The sequence below is a fragment of the Streptomyces sp. NPDC018964 genome (assembly GCF_044390325.1).
GTDB lineage: Bacteria > Actinomycetota > Actinomycetes > Streptomycetales > Streptomycetaceae > Streptomyces.
In genome coordinates, this window is the sequence record NZ_JBIRYZ010000003.1 from 154,477 (window position 1) to 168,764 (window position 14,288).

Genomic DNA, 14,288 nt, shown 5'->3' on the forward strand with positions numbered 1-14,288 from the left:
CGGCCCCGATGATCCGCATGGCTATCATATGAGCACCCTCTAGCTCGAAAGATGGACCTGTGACTGTCAACGAAGACTCGTTCACCCATTGGAAGCACCGCGAGGAGATCGCGGAGTCGATGATCCCGATCATCGGGAAGCTGCACCGGGAGCGGGACGTGACCGTCCTGCTGCACAGCCGCTCCTTGGTGAACAAGTCGGTGGTCAGCATCCTCAAGACCCACCGCTTCGCCCGGCAGATCGCCGGGGAGGAGCTCTCGGTCACCGAGACGCTTCCCTTCCTCCAGGCGCTCACCACCCTCGACCTCGGCCCCTCGCAGATCGACATCGGCCTGCTCGCCGAGGCCCACCGCGCCGACGACCGGGGCCTGTCCGTCGAGGAGTTCACCGCCGAGGCCGTCGCCGGCGCGACCGGCGCCGACAAGATCGAGCGCCGTGAGCCGCGCGACGTCGTCCTCTACGGCTTCGGCCGCATCGGCCGCCTCCTGGCCCGGCTGCTCATCGAGAAGGCGGGATCCGGCAACGGGCTGCGCCTGCGCGCGATCGTGGTCCGCCGGGGCGGCGAGCAGGACATCGTCAAGCGGGCCTCGCTGCTGCGCCGCGACTCCGTGCACGGCCAGTTCCAGGGCACCATCACCGTCGACGAGGCGAACAGCACGATCACCGCCAACGGCAACACCGTCAAGGTGATCTACGCCGACGACCCGACGGAGATCGACTACACGGCGTACGGCGTCAAGGACGCCATCCTCATCGACAACACCGGCAAGTGGCGCGACCGCGAAGGGCTTTCGCAGCACCTGCGCCCCGGCATCGACAAGGTGGTGCTCACCGCGCCCGGCAAGGGCGACGTGCCCAACATCGTGCACGGCGTCAACCACGACACCCTCAAGCCGGACGAGCGGATCCTGTCCTGCGCTTCCTGCACCACCAACGCGATCGTGCCGCCGCTGAAGGCGATGGCGGACGAGTACGGGGTGCTGCGCGGGCACGTGGAGACGGTGCACTCGTTCACCAACGACCAGAACCTGCTGGACAATTACCACAAGTCCGAGCGTCGCGGCCGGTCCGCGCCGCTGAACATGGTGATCACCGAGACGGGTGCCGCCTCGGCCGTCGCCAAGGCGCTGCCCGACCTCGAGGCGACCATCACCGGCAGCTCGATCCGGGTCCCCGTGCCGGACGTCTCGATCGCGATCCTCAACCTCCAGCTGGGCCGCGCGACCGACCGTCAGGAGGTCCTGGAGCACCTGCGCAACGTGTCGCTGACCTCGCCGCTCAAGCGCCAGATCGACTTCACCAGCGCCCCCGACGCGGTCTCCAGCGACTTCATCGGCTCGCGCCACGCCTCGATCGTCGACGCCGGCGCGCTGAAGGTCGAGGGCGACAACGCGATCCTCTACCTCTGGTACGACAACGAGTTCGGCTATTCCTGCCAGGTCGTCCGGGTCGTCCAGTACGTTTCCGGTGTGGAGTACCCGACGTACCCGGCCCCGGCGGTCTGACCCGGGAAGCCGGCAAACGGAACGGACGCGGCGGGGCGGGACCGGCGAGATGCCCGGCCCCGCCCCGGTCTGCCCGCGGTACCGGCGGTAAGGGGCAGATCGGTAACGATCATCCCGTCCGGGTTGCCGGGGCCCGTGAAGTTCCTAGTCTTCCGGCATGGCCCTCTTCAGCAGTCGCACCAGCAGACGCCCCCGTATCGTGCCCGCCCTCGACGACGCCGAGCTGGCGCGCGTACTGGGGCGGTTGAGCAAGCGGAACGGAGGCGGCAAGGCCGCGGACGTGACCCTCGTGTCCTCCTTGCTGAAGGAGGCGGGGGACGACTGGGACCGCCGCGGTCACCGGGTGTCCGTACTGGCCGAGGCGACGGCCGACGCGGAGATCGCGGCGGCGTGGCTGGGCAAGGAGCCGCAGAGCGCGGACGCCCTGCTGTTCCACTCCTGGACCGAGCTGGCGCGCGGTCTGCGGGACGGACGTCTGGAGGACGCCGGACAGCTGGTCTCCCGGTGCCACCAGGCCGCCGAGCGAAGACCGGAGGACCCGCTGCCGTGGGTGGTCCTGCTCGGTGTGTCGCGGATCGAGCGCTACGGCCAGAACGACGTCAACGCCATCTGGCGGGAGGCCACCGGACGCGACCGCTGGCACCGTGAGGCGTATCTGCAGATGCTCGCCTACCTGTCGCCGGAGGAAGGGGGGTCCAGCGCGGCCGTCCTCGACTTCGTCGACGTGGTGCGCACCCGCATCCCGGCCAACGCGCCGTGTGCGGCGGTCGAGTTGACCGCCGCCGTGCGGCAGTACCAGGGGTTGCTGGCACAGGGCGGGGTGCGGGCCATGACGGCCGGCCAGCTGTGGGAGGGCGGGCAGATCGCCGCCGCGCTGGAGCAGGCGGCCGCGCTGTGGGCGAAGCCGGGCTTCTTCCAGCACGCGGCGGCGCAGGCCGATCTGAACGTGCTGGCGTACGCGTTGTGCGCGGCCGGACGCGCCGTCGACGCGCACCCCGTGTTCGAGACGCTGCAGGGCACGGTCACGCCCTGGCCGTGGAACGCCGACGGGCCCGCGCTCCAGCGGTTCGAACAGCACCAGTCCAAGGCGGAACGGGGACGGCAGGGCGGCGTCGGCGGAGCGTGACGCCCGCCGGCCGCCGCTCTCCCGTCAGCTCCGTGCCAGAACGGTGGTGACGGCCTCCCGCAACACCGCCGCCGGGTCCGGTACGGGCCCCTCGGAGCGCCAGGCGACGAAGCCGTCGGGGCGGACCAGTACCGCGCCGTCCGCGGTGATCCCGTGCGCCCGGGCCCAGTCGGCACCGTCCTCGGGAGTCAGTTCCGCGTCGGGTCCTTCGCCCACCCGGTACGCGTCGAGCGGTACGGACAGGTCCCGCGCGACCTTCGCCGCCGCGGTGTGCCAGTCACAGGTGCCGTTCGCGGAACTCAGCAGCACGCACGACCGCTCGTACAGGTCGAGCGTGGAGATCCGGGTGCCGGAGCGGTCCAGCCACACGTGCGGGGCGCGGCTGCCGGGCTCGCCGGTCAGCATCACCCCGTCGGGGATGACCGGCGTCGCCGGGTCGGCGCCCAGCACCGCGCCGCGCGGATAGCGGTAGCAGAGCGCCACGTTGAGGATGCCGCCCGGCTTCATCCCGGGACCGCCGGGGCCACCGGGACCACCGACTCCAGGGCCGCCGGGACCGCCGGGACGACCGGCTCCGGCTCCGGCTCCGGGACCACCGGCTCCAGGGCCGCCGGGGGCGGGGGCGCCGGGGGCCGGCGTGTACCCGGGGTGGCTGTGCTCGCTCGAGCGGGAGGAGGCACGGGCGCTGGTCGCCTCCGCGACGGGCCGGCGTTCGGCGTCGTAGGACTCCAGCAGGCCGGGCGCGGCCCAGCCGCCGAGCACGGCGGCCAGCTTCCAGGCGAGGTTGTGGGCGTCCTGGATGCCGGTGTTGGAGCCGAACGCCCCGGTGGGCGACATCTCGTGGGCCGAGTCGCCGGCCAGGAACACCCGGCCGTCCGCGTACCGTTCGGCGACCCGCTCGGCGGCGTGCCAGGCGGCCCGGCCGGTGATCTCCACGTCGAGGTCCGGCACGCCGACGGCCTTGCGGATGTGGGCGACGCACCGCTCGTCGGTGAACTCCTCGAGGGTTTCGCCGTGCTCGGGGTGCCAGGGGGCGTGGAACACCCAGTGCTCCCGGTTGTCGACCGGCAGCAGGGCGCCGTCGGCCTCCGGGTTGGTCAGGTAGCAGACGATGAACCGCCGGTCCCCGACGACTCCGGCGAGACCGCGGGAGGTGAACGTGAGGCTCACGTTGTGGAACAGGTCGCCGGGGCCGTTCTGTCCGATGCCCAGCGCCTCGCGGACGGGACTGCGCGGACCGTCGGCGGCGACGAGGTAGTCCGCCCGGATCCTGGTGTGCTCGCCGGTCTCCCGGCTCTTGACCAGTACCGTCACGCCCTCGGCGTCCTGGTCGAAGGACATCATCTCCATCCCGAAGCGCAGGTCCCCGCCGAGTTCGCGGGCGCCCTCGAGGAGCACCGGTTCCAGGTCGTTCTGGCTGCACAGGCACCATCCGCTGGGGCTGAAGCGGGCGAGCCCGCCGCCGGGGTCGATCTCCTGGAGCAGCCACTCGCCCTCGTCGCCCGCCAGGCTCGGGGTCTGCCAGATGCCGTGGTTCTCCGCCAGGACCGACGCGGCCCGGCCGATGCGCTGCTCGAGCCCGGCCGTCCGGAACAGCTCCATGGTGCGTACGTTGTTCCCCCGCCCGCGCGGGTGGATCGACGTGCCCGCGTGGCGTTCGACGAGCGTGTGCGGCACGCCGAGACGCCCCAGGAACAGGGACATGGACAGCCCCACCAGGGAGCCGCCCACGATGAGGACCGGCGTGCGGTGATCCGCCCGGCCGGCCGTATCCGATCGATTCATTGAAACGCCTCCAGCATCGCCCTCGACGGGCTGTGGAACAGGACGCACCTTTCATGCCCGGTGCGGGCCGGTCCGCGTCCCGGCGGCACCCGGATGGCACGTGGTTCACCCGCCTGCCCCGTGTCGCTCGCGCACACCGGAAAGTCACGTCAACGATCGACTCATGGCGACCCCGGACCTTCGGACACGGCGGTCGTTGCCCGACCTTCCGAAGAAGAGGAGAGGTGCGCCGGATGACCATGTCGGCACGCATTTCGCAGTCGGCGTTCGACGGCTCGAGGTTGCGGGTGATCCTGCTCCTGGACCTGTACGAAGGAGCCCAGGAACAGTTCCTCGAGGCGTACGAGCACATGCGCAACAAGGTCGCGTCCGTTCCCGGCCACATCAGTGACCAGCTGTGCCAGTCGATCGAGAACCCCTCGCAGTGGCTCATCACCAGCGAGTGGGAGAGCGCCCTGCCGTTCCTCGCGTGGGTGAACAGCGAGGAGCACATCCAGATCGTCCGGCCGATGCACAGCTGTGTCCGGGACACCCGGTCGATGCGCTACAGCGTCCTGCGCGAGACCCACCCGGAGCAGCCGCTCACTCCGGAAGCCGCGAGGGCGGGCCTGCAGAAGGCGGCACGCGTGGGCGCCGGGATCACCCGCCACGCCCTCACCTTCACCGTGAAGCCGGGCTCCGAGTCCAAGGTCGTGGACATCCTGGCCAATTACGACGCGCCCGAGACTCGCATCAACGGCACCACGCGGCTGCACCGCACCTCCCTCTTCATGCACGGCAACCGCGTCGTGCGGGCGGTGGAGGTGGAGGGCGACCTGCTGGCCACCCTGTGTCACGTGGCCAGCCAGCCCGAGGTCCAGGCGGTGGAGGAGGCCATCAACCCCTATCTGGAGCAGGACCGGGATCTGTCCGACTCCGACTCCGCGCGGGTGTTCTTCACCCGGGCGGCGCTCCCGGCCATGCAGCACGTGGTGACCGACCGACCGGAACCCGCCGGCCTGCGGCGGCACATGCTGTACTACCCGGCCGTGGCGGACCACGGCCTGGAGCTGGCCCGGTTCCTCGCCCGCCAGGACGAGGCCGCGGCGGGCGACCCGGACAGCCCGGTGTACGCGAGCACCGTCTTCCAGCGCGACGACGTCGTGGTCCGCATGATCGACGTCACCGGCGAGCTCGATCTCGACCCCGCCGCCGCCCTCGGCGTCAAGGCACCGGGCGGGGCGGCCGAGCTGGAGCGTCTCCTGGACGGCGCCGCGATCGGCGTCGAGGGCTCCCTGGACTCGGAGCGCAACCTCAACCGGCTCCTGGCGCACGCCGACATGATGCCCGTCACCGACCGCAGCTCCGCGGATTCCTGACGGCCGACCGCGGTGACGTCCGCGGCCGTGCCCGCCCGGACGTCACCGGCACACCCGGAGGTAACAACCATGTCCCAACAGCATCCACGCATCGTGGACCTGAGCGAGACGGAACCCAACCGACGGCGCGGAGGTGACCTCAGGACCCTGCTCACCCCGGCCACCGTGGGCTCCACCAGCGGCTTCATGGGTCTGGCGATCATCAAGCCCGGCGAGCGCATCGGCGAGCACTACCACCCGTACTCCGAGGAGTTCGTGTACGTGGTCAGCGGCGCGCTCGAAGTGGACCTGGACGGCGAGCCGTTCGCGCTCCGCGCCGAGCAGGGACTGATGATCCCGATCGACATGCGGCACCGCTTCCGCAACGTCGGCGACCAGGAGGCGCGCATGGTGTTCCACCTGGGCCCGCTCGCCCCGCATCCGAGCCTCGGTCACGTCGACACCGAGGAGACCGAAAACGCCGTCTCCGGGCCCCAGTTGAAGGTCGGCGGTCCCGAGCACGGCCGGACGGCCGAGCCGAGCGAGGCCATAAAATGACCCGCCGGGTGGCCGTCACCGGTACAGGTGTGGTCGCTCCCGGCGGCATCGGAGCGACGGCGTTCTGGGATCTTCTGACAGCCGGCCGCACCGCGACCCGCGGCATCTCCCTGTTCGATCCGGCGGGCCTGCGCTCGCGCATAGCCGCCGAGTGCGACTTCGACCCGTACGAGCACGGCCTGGACGCGGACCTGTGCCGGCACGCGGACCGGTACATCCAGTTCGCCGTGGTCGCCGCCGCCGAGGCCGTGCGCGACTCCGGACTCGACACCGGGACCATGGACCCGTGGCGCACCGCGGTCTCGCTGGGCAGCGCGGTCGGCGGCACCACCCGGCTGGAACACGACTACGTGCTCGTCAGCGAGGGCGGCCGGCGCTGGGACGTGGACCACCGGCAGGCCGAGCCGAAGCTGCACCTGGCGTTCTCGCCGAGCACCCTCGCCTCGGTCGTCGCCGAGCGGTTCGACGCCCGGGGTCCGGTGCAGACCGTCTCCACCGGCTGCACCTCCGGGCTCGACGCGGTCGGCTACGCCTTCCACACCATCGCCGAGGGCCGGGCCGACGTCTGCGTCGCCGGGGCGTCGGACTCGCCGATCTCACCGATCACGATGGCCTGCTTCGACGCCATCAAGGCGACGTCGCCCAACAACGACGACCCCGAGCACGCCTCCCGGCCCTTCGACGCCCACCGCGACGGCTTCGTGATGGGTGAGGGCGCGGCCGTGCTCGTCCTGGAGGAGTACGAGCACGCGCGGGCCCGCGGCGCGGAGATCCTCTGCGAGATCAGCGGCTACGCCACCTACGGCAACGCCTACCACATGACCGGTCTGACCAGTGAGGGGCTGGAGATGGCCCGGGCGATCGACACCACGCTCGACCAGGCCCGCATCGACCCCACACTGATCGACTACGTCAACGCGCACGGCTCCGGCACCCGGCAGAACGACCGGCACGAGACGGCCGCCGTGAAGCGGTCCCTGGGCGCGCACGCTTACAAGACGCCCATGAGCTCCATCAAGTCGATGGTGGGGCACTCGCTGGGCGCGATCGGCGCGATCGAGGTGGTCGCCTGCGTCCTCGCGCTGAAGCACCAGGTGGTACCGCCCACGGCGAACTACGAGACCCCCGACCCCGAGTGCGACCTGGACTACGTGCCGCGCACCGCCCGCCCGCGGAAGCTGAACCACGTGCTCTCCGTCGGCAGCGGATTCGGCGGTTTCCAGTCCGCGGTGCTGCTGTCCGGGACGGGTGGGAGGACACGATGAGCAATCGGCGCCCCGGGCGCGCGGCCGTCACCGGCATCGGTGTGGTCGCGCCCAACGGACTGCGGACCGACGCCTACTGGAAGTCCGTCCGCGAAGGTCTCAGCGTGCTGGACCTGATCAGCCGCGAGGGCTGTGACCATCTGCCGCTGCGGGTGGCGGGCGAGGTCCGGGCCTTCGACCCCTCGGCCATCATCGAGGACCGGTTCCTGGTGCAGACCGACCGGTTCAGCCACTTCGCGATGGCCGCCGCCGCCCTCGCCCTCGACGACGCCGGACTCGGCGGCGAACCCGCCGATCCGTTCTCGGTCGGCGTGGTCACCGCCGCCGGCTCGGGCGGCGGCGAGTTCGGCCAGCGCGAGCTGCAGAAACTGTGGGGCAAGGGCCCCAAGTTCGTCGGCCCCTACCAGTCCATCGCCTGGTTCTACGCCGCGAGCACCGGCCAGATCTCCATCCGCGGCGGCCTCAAGGGGCCCTGCGGGGTGGTGGCGAGCGACGAGGCGGGCGGTCTGGACTGCCTCGCGCACGCGAGCCGGGCCGTGGGCCGCGGCACCGACGTCATGGTCGTGGGGGCCACGGAGGCGCCGCTGGCCCCGTACTCGATGGTGTGCCAGCTCGGCTACCCCGAGCTCAGCACCCTCGACGACCCCGCCCGCGCCTACCGCCCGTTCACCGAGAAGGCGTGCGGCTTCGTACCCGCCGAGGGCGGCGCGCTGCTCGTCGTCGAGGACGAGCAGCGCGCCCGTGACCGCGGGGTGCCCGTACGGGCCGTCGTGGCCGGTCACGCCGCCACGTTCACCGGGGCCTCCCGCTGGGCGGAGTCCCGGGAGGGCCTGGCCCGCGCGATCCGCGGCGCCCTCGACGAGGCGGGCTGCGCGCCGGAGGAGATCGACGTCGTGTTCGCCGACGCCATGGGTGTTCCCGCGGCGGACCGCGCCGAGGCGCTGGCGATCGCCGACGCGCTCGGCGCGCACGGCACCCGCGTCCCGGTCACGGCGCCCAAGACGGGCTTCGGCCGCGCCCACTGCGCGGCGCCCGTGCTGGACACGGTGGCCGCGGTGCTCGCCCTGGAACACGGCCAGGTGCCCCCGACACCCAACGTGTTCGACATCTGCCACGACCTCGACCTGGTGATGTCGCGCGCTCGCCCCGCCGAGCTGCGTACCGCCCTCGTCCTCAGCAGGGGACTGATGGGCTCCAACGCGGCGCTGGTCGTGCGCCGCGGTGACGATTCCGCCCGGTAGGAACGGGCGGGGAAGGAGCAGTCACCCATGATCACCACCGAAGTGACCTTCGACGAGCTGGCCGCGCTGATGAAGCAGGCGGCCGGCATCACCGTCGATCCCGAGGAACTGAAGGACTCCGCGGAGTCCCCCTTCGACGTCTTCGGCCTCGACTCGCTCGGCCTGCTCGGCATCGTCGGCGAGCTGGAGAACCGGTACGGCGCGTCGCTCCCCCCCGACTCGGAGCGCTGCCGGACGCCGCGGGAGTTCCTGAACCTCGTCAACAGCACCCTCACGGCTGGAGCCTGAAAGTGGCCGGACACACCGAGAACAGCATCACCATCGACGCTCCCTTCGACCTCGTGTGGGAGATGACCAACGACCTGGAGAACTGGCCGCGGCTGTTCAGCGAGTACGCGTCCGTGGAGGTCCTCGCCCGTGAGGGCGCCACGACGAGGTTCCGGCTCACCATGCACCCGGACGAGAACGGCAAGGTGTGGAGCTGGGTGTCGGAACGCACCCCGGACCGCGAGAAGCGCACGGTCCGTGCCCGCCGTGTCGAGACGGGTCCGTTCGCCCACATGGACATCGTGTGGGAGTACGCGGAACTGCCGAGCGGTGTGCAGATGCGCTGGATCCAGGACTTCGCGATGAAGCCCGACGCCCCGGTCGACGACGACTGGATGACGGACAACATCAACCGCAACTCCCGTACGCAGCTGGCCCTCATCCGGGACCGGATCGAGCAGGTCGCCCGCGACAGCGAGGGCGCGTCCGTCGCGTCCTCGCGCTGAGCACCGGTCCAGGAAAGGAAAACCGATGCACCACGCCCTCATCGTCGCCCGGATGAAGCCCGGCTCGGCACCGGACATCGCCGACGTGTTCGCCGCCTCCGACCGGGGTGAACTCCCCCATCTGATCGGGGTCAGCCGGCGCAGCCTCTTCCAGTTCGGGGACGACCTGTACCTGCACCTCGTCGAGTCCGAGCAGGACCCTGCGCCCGCGATCGCGAAGGTCGCCGGACACCCCGAGTTCCGCGGCATCAGCGAGCGGCTGGAGGCGTACGTCAGCCCGTACGACCCGGCCACGTGGCGCAGTCCCAAGGACGCCATGGCGCGGTGCTTCTACCGCTGGGAGCGGAGTGCCGGCTCCTGAGCGGGCGGCCAGACGATCCCGAGGCCGCCGGTCCCGCGTCAGTCGCGGAGCCGGCGGCCTCGGGGTCGTCGGTGTGTCCCCGGTCAGCCGGGGACGGTGCACTCGAAGGCGTGGAGGTAGGCGTTGACCGGGCTGACGCCGTCGATGACGAGTCCCGCGCCGGTCAGCCGGTCGACCATGCTCTGCCGGGTGTGCTTGGCGCCACCGACGTTGAGGAGCAGCAGCAGGTCCATGGCGGTGGTGAACCGCATCGACGGGGTGTCGTCGACGAGGTTCTCGATGACGACGACGCGGGCTTTGGGCCGTGCCGCCGCGCGGACGCCCGCGAGCACCCGGCGGGTGCTGTCGTCGTCCCACTCCAGGACGTTCTTGATGATGTACACGTCCGCCCGGACGGGGATGCCCTCGCGGCAGTCCCGGGCCACGACCTCGGCCCGGTCGGCGAGCGAGCCGCCCTCGCGCAGCCGCGGGTCGGCGTTCTCGACGACGCCCGGCAGGTCGAGCAGGGTGCCGTGGAGGTGGGGGTGCTTCTCCAGGAGGGCGGCCAGGACGTGTCCCTGGCCGCCTCCGATGTCCGCGACGGAGGAGGCGTCGTCCAGGTCGAGCAGCCGGGCCACGTCGCGCGCGGACTGCTCGCTGGACGTCGTCATGGCCCGGTTGAACACGTGGGCGGACTCGGGGGCCGACTCGTTGAGGTGGGTGAAGAACTCCTGGCCGTACACGTCCTCGAAGACGTTGCCGCCCGAGCGGACCGCCTCGTCGAGCAGCGGCCAGACGTTCCAGGTCCACGGTTCGGTGCACCACAGGGCGATGTACCGCAGGCTGTGCGGGTCGTCCTCGCGCAGCAGCCGGGACATCTCGGTGTGCTCGAAGGTGCCGTCGGGGTTCTCGGCGAAGACGCCCTGGCAGGACAGGGCGCGCAGCAGCCTCCGCAGGGTGTGCGGCTGGGTCTTCACCGCCGTCGCCAGGTCGTCGACGGTCATGGGGGTGTCGTCCAGCGCGTCCGCCACGCCCAGGCGGACGGCCGCGCGTACGGCGGCGGCGCACGCCGCCCCGAAAACGAGCTCCCGCAGCCGCATGGGCGGTGGGGGAGCCGGATCAACGGTGGTCATGCGTTGCCTCGCTTCCGCTGTCGTGCAGGTGGTGGGGCGGGCCGGTCAGCACATGCCCGCGGGCTCGGAGAGCGTGCAGGTGTTGCGGCTGAAGGTGTTGTTCTCGGCGGTGTCCCGGTCTGCCAGGTCGGCCGGGCTGTTGCCGGTCAGCAGGTTGTCGCGGATGTCGTTGCGTTCGCTGGGGACGCCGACGAGGCTCTTGAAGAGCACGATGCCGCCGGACAGCGGGGAGGTGCCCTTGTTGTCCTCGACCCGGTTGTAGGCGACCAGGGCCTCCTCGGTGCCGGTGAGGACGATGCCCGACCCCTGCAGGAAGGGCAGCCGGGGCGTCTTGGGGCAGTACTTGTTGTTGGTGTGGACGTAGTTGCGCGTCACGCGCAGGTCGCCGGCGCGCGGCTCGGTCTCGTCGCCCACCACGAAGACGGCGGCGCAGTTGCCGGTGGCCTCGTTGTGGTCGACGGTCAGGTTCCGCAGCCGGCGCACGGTGACGCCGACCCGGTTGCCGTCCATCCGGTTGTAACGGATCACGGTTCTCTCCGCGTCCCGGGCGCCTTCCTCGGTGTCGACGGTGTTGGCCACGAACAGCCCGGCGTCGCCGTTGTCCCGGACGAGGTTGTGGCTGAGCACGCTGTGCACGGAGCGTTCCTCGGCGATGCCCCACTGGCCGTTCTTCTCCGCCGTCACCTGCTCGACCCTCAGCCCGTCGGTGCCGGTGGCCCACAGCCCGTTCTCGGTGAATCCCCGTACCGTCAGCGACCGTACGGTGACGCCCTGGAGCGGGCTCTTGTCGGTGCCGGTGACACAGATGCCGTTGCCGGCCTTGGCGCAGGCGTTCTCGCTCTCGGCAGCGTCCGCGGCGGGCACCAGTACGGTGCGGCCGGCGCCGTTGCCGCGCAGGGTCAGGTCCGCCACCTTGACGTCGACGCTCTGCCGGTAGGTGCCGGGCGAGAGGAGGACGGTGTCCCCCGGTTTCGCGGCGTCCACGGCCTTCTGGATCGACTGCCCGGGCTGTACGCGGTGCACGGTCGGCTGGTGGGCCGCCGGGGCGGCACCCAGCCCCGCGGCCACGGCGACGGCGCTACAGGCGAGGAGGGTGACATGTCGTTTGTTCATGAGCCGAAGCTATGAGCGGGGGTCGAGCCCCGCCACCGGTGATCACCCAGGTGGACCGAGGCCCGCGCCCGACGGGTGATCACCCGGCCGGACGCGCTCCCGTGGACGCCGGAAGGGGCCGCCCGTCGTCGGGCGGCCCCTTCCGGTCCGGCGGGTCCCGTCGGCCGGGTCGTGGCTCAGGCGACGGGCGTCGTCCGGTCCTCGTCGGGCGTGGTGTCCGCGGTGGCGGACTCCTCGGCGAGGCGTTCCAGGCCGCTGGTGGTCTTCAGCGGCTTCTCCTTCAGGAACACGACGGCGACCAGGGCGAGCAGCGCGAAGGGCGTGGCGACGAGGAACAGGTCGGCGGTGGCGACACCGTAGGCGTGCTCCACGATCTCCCGCATCGGGGCGGGCAGCGTGCTCATGTCCGGGACGCTGTGCCCGCCGCCCGAGCCGCCCTCGGCCCCTGTGGCGGCGCCCGCCTTCTCCATCCCCTTGGCCATCTCGTCGGCGACCCGGTTGGCGAGGATCGCGCCGAGGACGCTGGTGCCGATCGTGCCGCCCATGCTGCGGAAGAAGGACAGCACCGAGGTCGCGGCGCCCAGTTCGGCCGCGGGGACGTCGTTCTGCGCGGCGAGCACCAGGTTCTGCATCAGCATGCCGACGCCGACGCCGAGGACGGCCATGTACAGGCTGAGCAGTCCGAAGTGCGTGTCCGCGTCGATCAGGGAGAGCAGCGCGAGGCCGGCGGTCATGATGACCGCGCCCGCCACCAGGTAGCTCTTCCACTTGCCGGTCCGGCTGATCAGCTGTCCGGCGACGGTGGACGACACCAGCAGGCCCAGGATCATCGGCAGGCTCATCAGACCGGCGACGGTCGGCGACTTGCCCAGGGAGACCTGGAAGTACTGCGAGAGGAAGACGGTACCGCCGAACATGGCGACACCGACCAGGAGGCTGGCCACCGTGGTCAGGGTGACCGTGCGGTTCCTGAAGATGTCGAGCGGGATGACCGGCTCGTCGGTACGGGCCTCGACGAGGACCGCCAGGGCCAGCAGCAGCACGCCGCCGGTCACCAGTGCGGCGGTCTGCCACGACGCCCAGTCGAACTGGTTGCCGGCCAGCGAGACCCAGATGAGCAGCGCGCAGACGCCGGCGACGATCAGGAAGGCGCCGAGCCAGTCGATCTTCACCTGGCGCTTGACGGTGGGCAGCTTCAGCGTGCGCTGCAGCAGGAGGATGGCCAGCAGCGCGAACGGCACGCCGATGAAGAAGCACCAGCGCCAGCCCAGCCAGTCGGTGTCCACCAGCACACCGCCGATCAGCGGTCCGGCCACGGTGCCGACGGCGAACACGGCGCCGAAGATGCCGGAGTACCTGCCCAGTTCCCGGGGCGGGATGACGGCGGCCATGACGACCTGCGCGAGCGCGGTCAGACCGCCCGCGCCGATGCCCTGCACGACCCGGCTGAAGATCAGCAGCGTCGTGTCGTGGGAGAAGCCCGCCAGCAGCGAGCCGACCACGAACATCAGCAGGGAGAGCTGGAGCAGCAGCTTCTTGTTGAACAGGTCGGACAGTTTGCCCCACAGGGGCACCGTCGCCGTCATGGCCAGCAGTTCGGCGGTGACGACCCAGGTGTAGGAGGACTGGCTGGCGCCCAGGTCGGCGATGATCGTCGGCAGGGCGTTGGAGACGACGGTGCCGGCCAGGATGGCGACGAACATGCCGGCCATCAGGCCCGACATGGCCTGGAGTATCTGCCGTTGGGTCATGGAGGTGGAAGGCGCGTCGGCGGGCGCCGGGGGTGAGGTCACGGGATCTCTTTCGGACGATGGTCGAACGGTCACGCGCGCGGGGCGGGCACCGGTGGGTGCCCGCGCCCTCGTGGGCGCGGGACGGACAGCGGGGCGGCCGCGTCGGGAGGCCGGGCGGCCGGTGTGAGGACTTACGCGGGAGGTGCCGGGAGACCGGCGGCGAGGAGGGCGAACACCTCCTGGAAGACGTCGAGGAAGGCGGCTTCCTCCGGCCGGGGGGGGCGCAGCGCCCCCCAACCCCCCCACCCGGCCGCCCCCACCCCCCCCCCCCCCCCCCCCCGCGGCGCGGCGCCCGGGCCCCCCGGCCGCTCCGCGCCGG

Annotated in this window: 13 protein-coding genes; 9 read left to right on the plus strand and 4 right to left on the minus strand. The window is 71.4% G+C overall.

The annotated features are described in order from the left end of the window. Positions 1-59 precede the first annotated feature (59 nt). Positions 60-1,505, plus strand: a complete 1,446-nt coding sequence (locus ACH5AO_RS06135) for a glyceraldehyde-3-phosphate dehydrogenase (RefSeq protein WP_398922281.1) — start codon at positions 60-62, stop codon at positions 1,503-1,505. A gap of 157 nt (positions 1,506-1,662) precedes the next feature. Further along, positions 1,663-2,631 carry a hypothetical protein gene (locus ACH5AO_RS06140; RefSeq protein ID WP_398922283.1) on the plus strand — a complete coding sequence of 323 codons (969 nt, stop codon included), beginning with the start codon at positions 1,663-1,665 and terminating at the stop codon, positions 2,629-2,631. Positions 2,632-2,655: 24 nt separating this feature from the next. Here ACH5AO_RS06140 and ACH5AO_RS06145 read toward each other — a convergent pair whose 3' ends face one another. Continuing rightward, the gene (locus tag ACH5AO_RS06145) at positions 2,656-4,416 is read right to left on the minus strand and encodes an FAD-dependent oxidoreductase (protein ID WP_398922286.1); all 1,761 of its coding nucleotides are present in this window, start codon (positions 4,414-4,416) and stop codon (positions 2,656-2,658) included. Between the two features lie 233 nt (positions 4,417-4,649). Here ACH5AO_RS06145 and ACH5AO_RS06150 point away from each other — a divergent pair, with 233 nt between their 5' ends. The 7 genes from ACH5AO_RS06150 (at position 4,650) to ACH5AO_RS06180 (ending at position 9,951) form a co-directional block, all read left to right on the plus strand. Beyond that, positions 4,650-5,774: a SchA/CurD-like domain-containing protein gene (locus ACH5AO_RS06150; protein ID WP_398922288.1), complete on the plus strand. Its 1,125-nt coding sequence runs from the start codon at positions 4,650-4,652 to the stop codon at positions 5,772-5,774. Between the two features lie 69 nt (positions 5,775-5,843). Then, positions 5,844-6,311, plus strand: coding sequence for a cupin domain-containing protein (locus ACH5AO_RS06155; RefSeq protein WP_398922291.1), 468 nt, complete (start codon positions 5,844-5,846; stop codon positions 6,309-6,311). Next, on the plus strand, positions 6,308-7,576 hold the full coding sequence (locus tag ACH5AO_RS06160; protein ID WP_398922293.1) for a beta-ketoacyl-[acyl-carrier-protein] synthase family protein: 1,269 nt from the start codon (positions 6,308-6,310) through the stop codon (positions 7,574-7,576). Before ACH5AO_RS06155 ends, ACH5AO_RS06160 begins: the two co-directional genes overlap by 4 nt. Continuing rightward, positions 7,573-8,817, plus strand: a complete 1,245-nt coding sequence (locus ACH5AO_RS06165; protein WP_398922295.1) for a ketosynthase chain-length factor — start codon at positions 7,573-7,575, stop codon at positions 8,815-8,817. Before ACH5AO_RS06160 ends, ACH5AO_RS06165 begins: the two co-directional genes overlap by 4 nt. A gap of 27 nt (positions 8,818-8,844) precedes the next feature. Further along, entirely contained in the window at positions 8,845-9,105 is a 261-nt protein-coding gene (locus ACH5AO_RS06170) for an acyl carrier protein (RefSeq protein WP_073934959.1), read from the plus strand. 2 nt (positions 9,106-9,107) lie between these two features. Beyond that, complete coding sequence (locus ACH5AO_RS06175) at positions 9,108-9,590, plus strand: SRPBCC family protein (protein ID WP_398922297.1); 483 nt, start codon at positions 9,108-9,110, stop codon at positions 9,588-9,590. Between the two features lie 25 nt (positions 9,591-9,615). Next, positions 9,616-9,951: a TcmI family type II polyketide cyclase gene (locus ACH5AO_RS06180; RefSeq protein ID WP_398922299.1), complete on the plus strand. Its 336-nt coding sequence runs from the start codon at positions 9,616-9,618 to the stop codon at positions 9,949-9,951. Positions 9,952-10,034: 83 nt separating this feature from the next. Here ACH5AO_RS06180 and ACH5AO_RS06185 read toward each other — a convergent pair whose 3' ends face one another. The 3 genes from ACH5AO_RS06185 to ACH5AO_RS06195 form a co-directional block, all read right to left on the minus strand. Then, a complete protein-coding gene (locus tag ACH5AO_RS06185; RefSeq protein WP_398922301.1) occupies positions 10,035-11,063 on the minus strand; it encodes a methyltransferase in 1,029 nt (342 codons plus the stop codon). A 45-nt stretch (positions 11,064-11,108) separates the two neighbouring features. Beyond that, positions 11,109-12,176 (minus strand): nitrous oxide reductase family maturation protein NosD, encoded by a 1,068-nt coding sequence (locus tag ACH5AO_RS06190; RefSeq protein ID WP_398922303.1) that lies wholly within the window; start codon positions 12,174-12,176, stop codon positions 11,109-11,111. A 176-nt stretch (positions 12,177-12,352) separates the two neighbouring features. Continuing rightward, a complete protein-coding gene (locus tag ACH5AO_RS06195) occupies positions 12,353-13,927 on the minus strand; it encodes an MDR family MFS transporter (protein ID WP_398922865.1) in 1,575 nt (524 codons plus the stop codon). Positions 13,928-14,288 lie beyond the last annotated feature (361 nt).

What these genes read in the sequence shown, in the direction of transcription:
- ACH5AO_RS06140 (WP_398922283.1), top strand. Translation starts at nt 1,663, where the DNA reads ATGGCCCTCTTCAGCAGTCGCACCAGCAGACGCCCCCGTATCGTGCCC.
- ACH5AO_RS06145 (WP_398922286.1), bottom strand. Translation starts at nt 4,416, where the DNA reads ATGAATCGATCGGATACGGCCGGCCGGGCGGATCACCGCACGCCGGTC.
- ACH5AO_RS06150 (WP_398922288.1), top strand. Translation starts at nt 4,650, where the DNA reads ATGACCATGTCGGCACGCATTTCGCAGTCGGCGTTCGACGGCTCGAGG.
- ACH5AO_RS06155 (WP_398922291.1), top strand. Translation starts at nt 5,844, where the DNA reads ATGTCCCAACAGCATCCACGCATCGTGGACCTGAGCGAGACGGAACCC.
- ACH5AO_RS06160 (WP_398922293.1), top strand. Translation starts at nt 6,308, where the DNA reads ATGACCCGCCGGGTGGCCGTCACCGGTACAGGTGTGGTCGCTCCCGGC.
- ACH5AO_RS06165 (WP_398922295.1), top strand. Translation starts at nt 7,573, where the DNA reads ATGAGCAATCGGCGCCCCGGGCGCGCGGCCGTCACCGGCATCGGTGTG.
- ACH5AO_RS06170 (WP_073934959.1), top strand. Translation starts at nt 8,845, where the DNA reads ATGATCACCACCGAAGTGACCTTCGACGAGCTGGCCGCGCTGATGAAG.
- ACH5AO_RS06180 (WP_398922299.1), top strand. Translation starts at nt 9,616, where the DNA reads ATGCACCACGCCCTCATCGTCGCCCGGATGAAGCCCGGCTCGGCACCG.
- ACH5AO_RS06185 (WP_398922301.1), bottom strand. Translation starts at nt 11,063, where the DNA reads ATGACCACCGTTGATCCGGCTCCCCCACCGCCCATGCGGCTGCGGGAG.
- ACH5AO_RS06190 (WP_398922303.1), bottom strand. Translation starts at nt 12,176, where the DNA reads ATGAACAAACGACATGTCACCCTCCTCGCCTGTAGCGCCGTCGCCGTG.
- ACH5AO_RS06195 (WP_398922865.1), bottom strand. Translation starts at nt 13,927, where the DNA reads ATGACCCAACGGCAGATACTCCAGGCCATGTCGGGCCTGATGGCCGGC.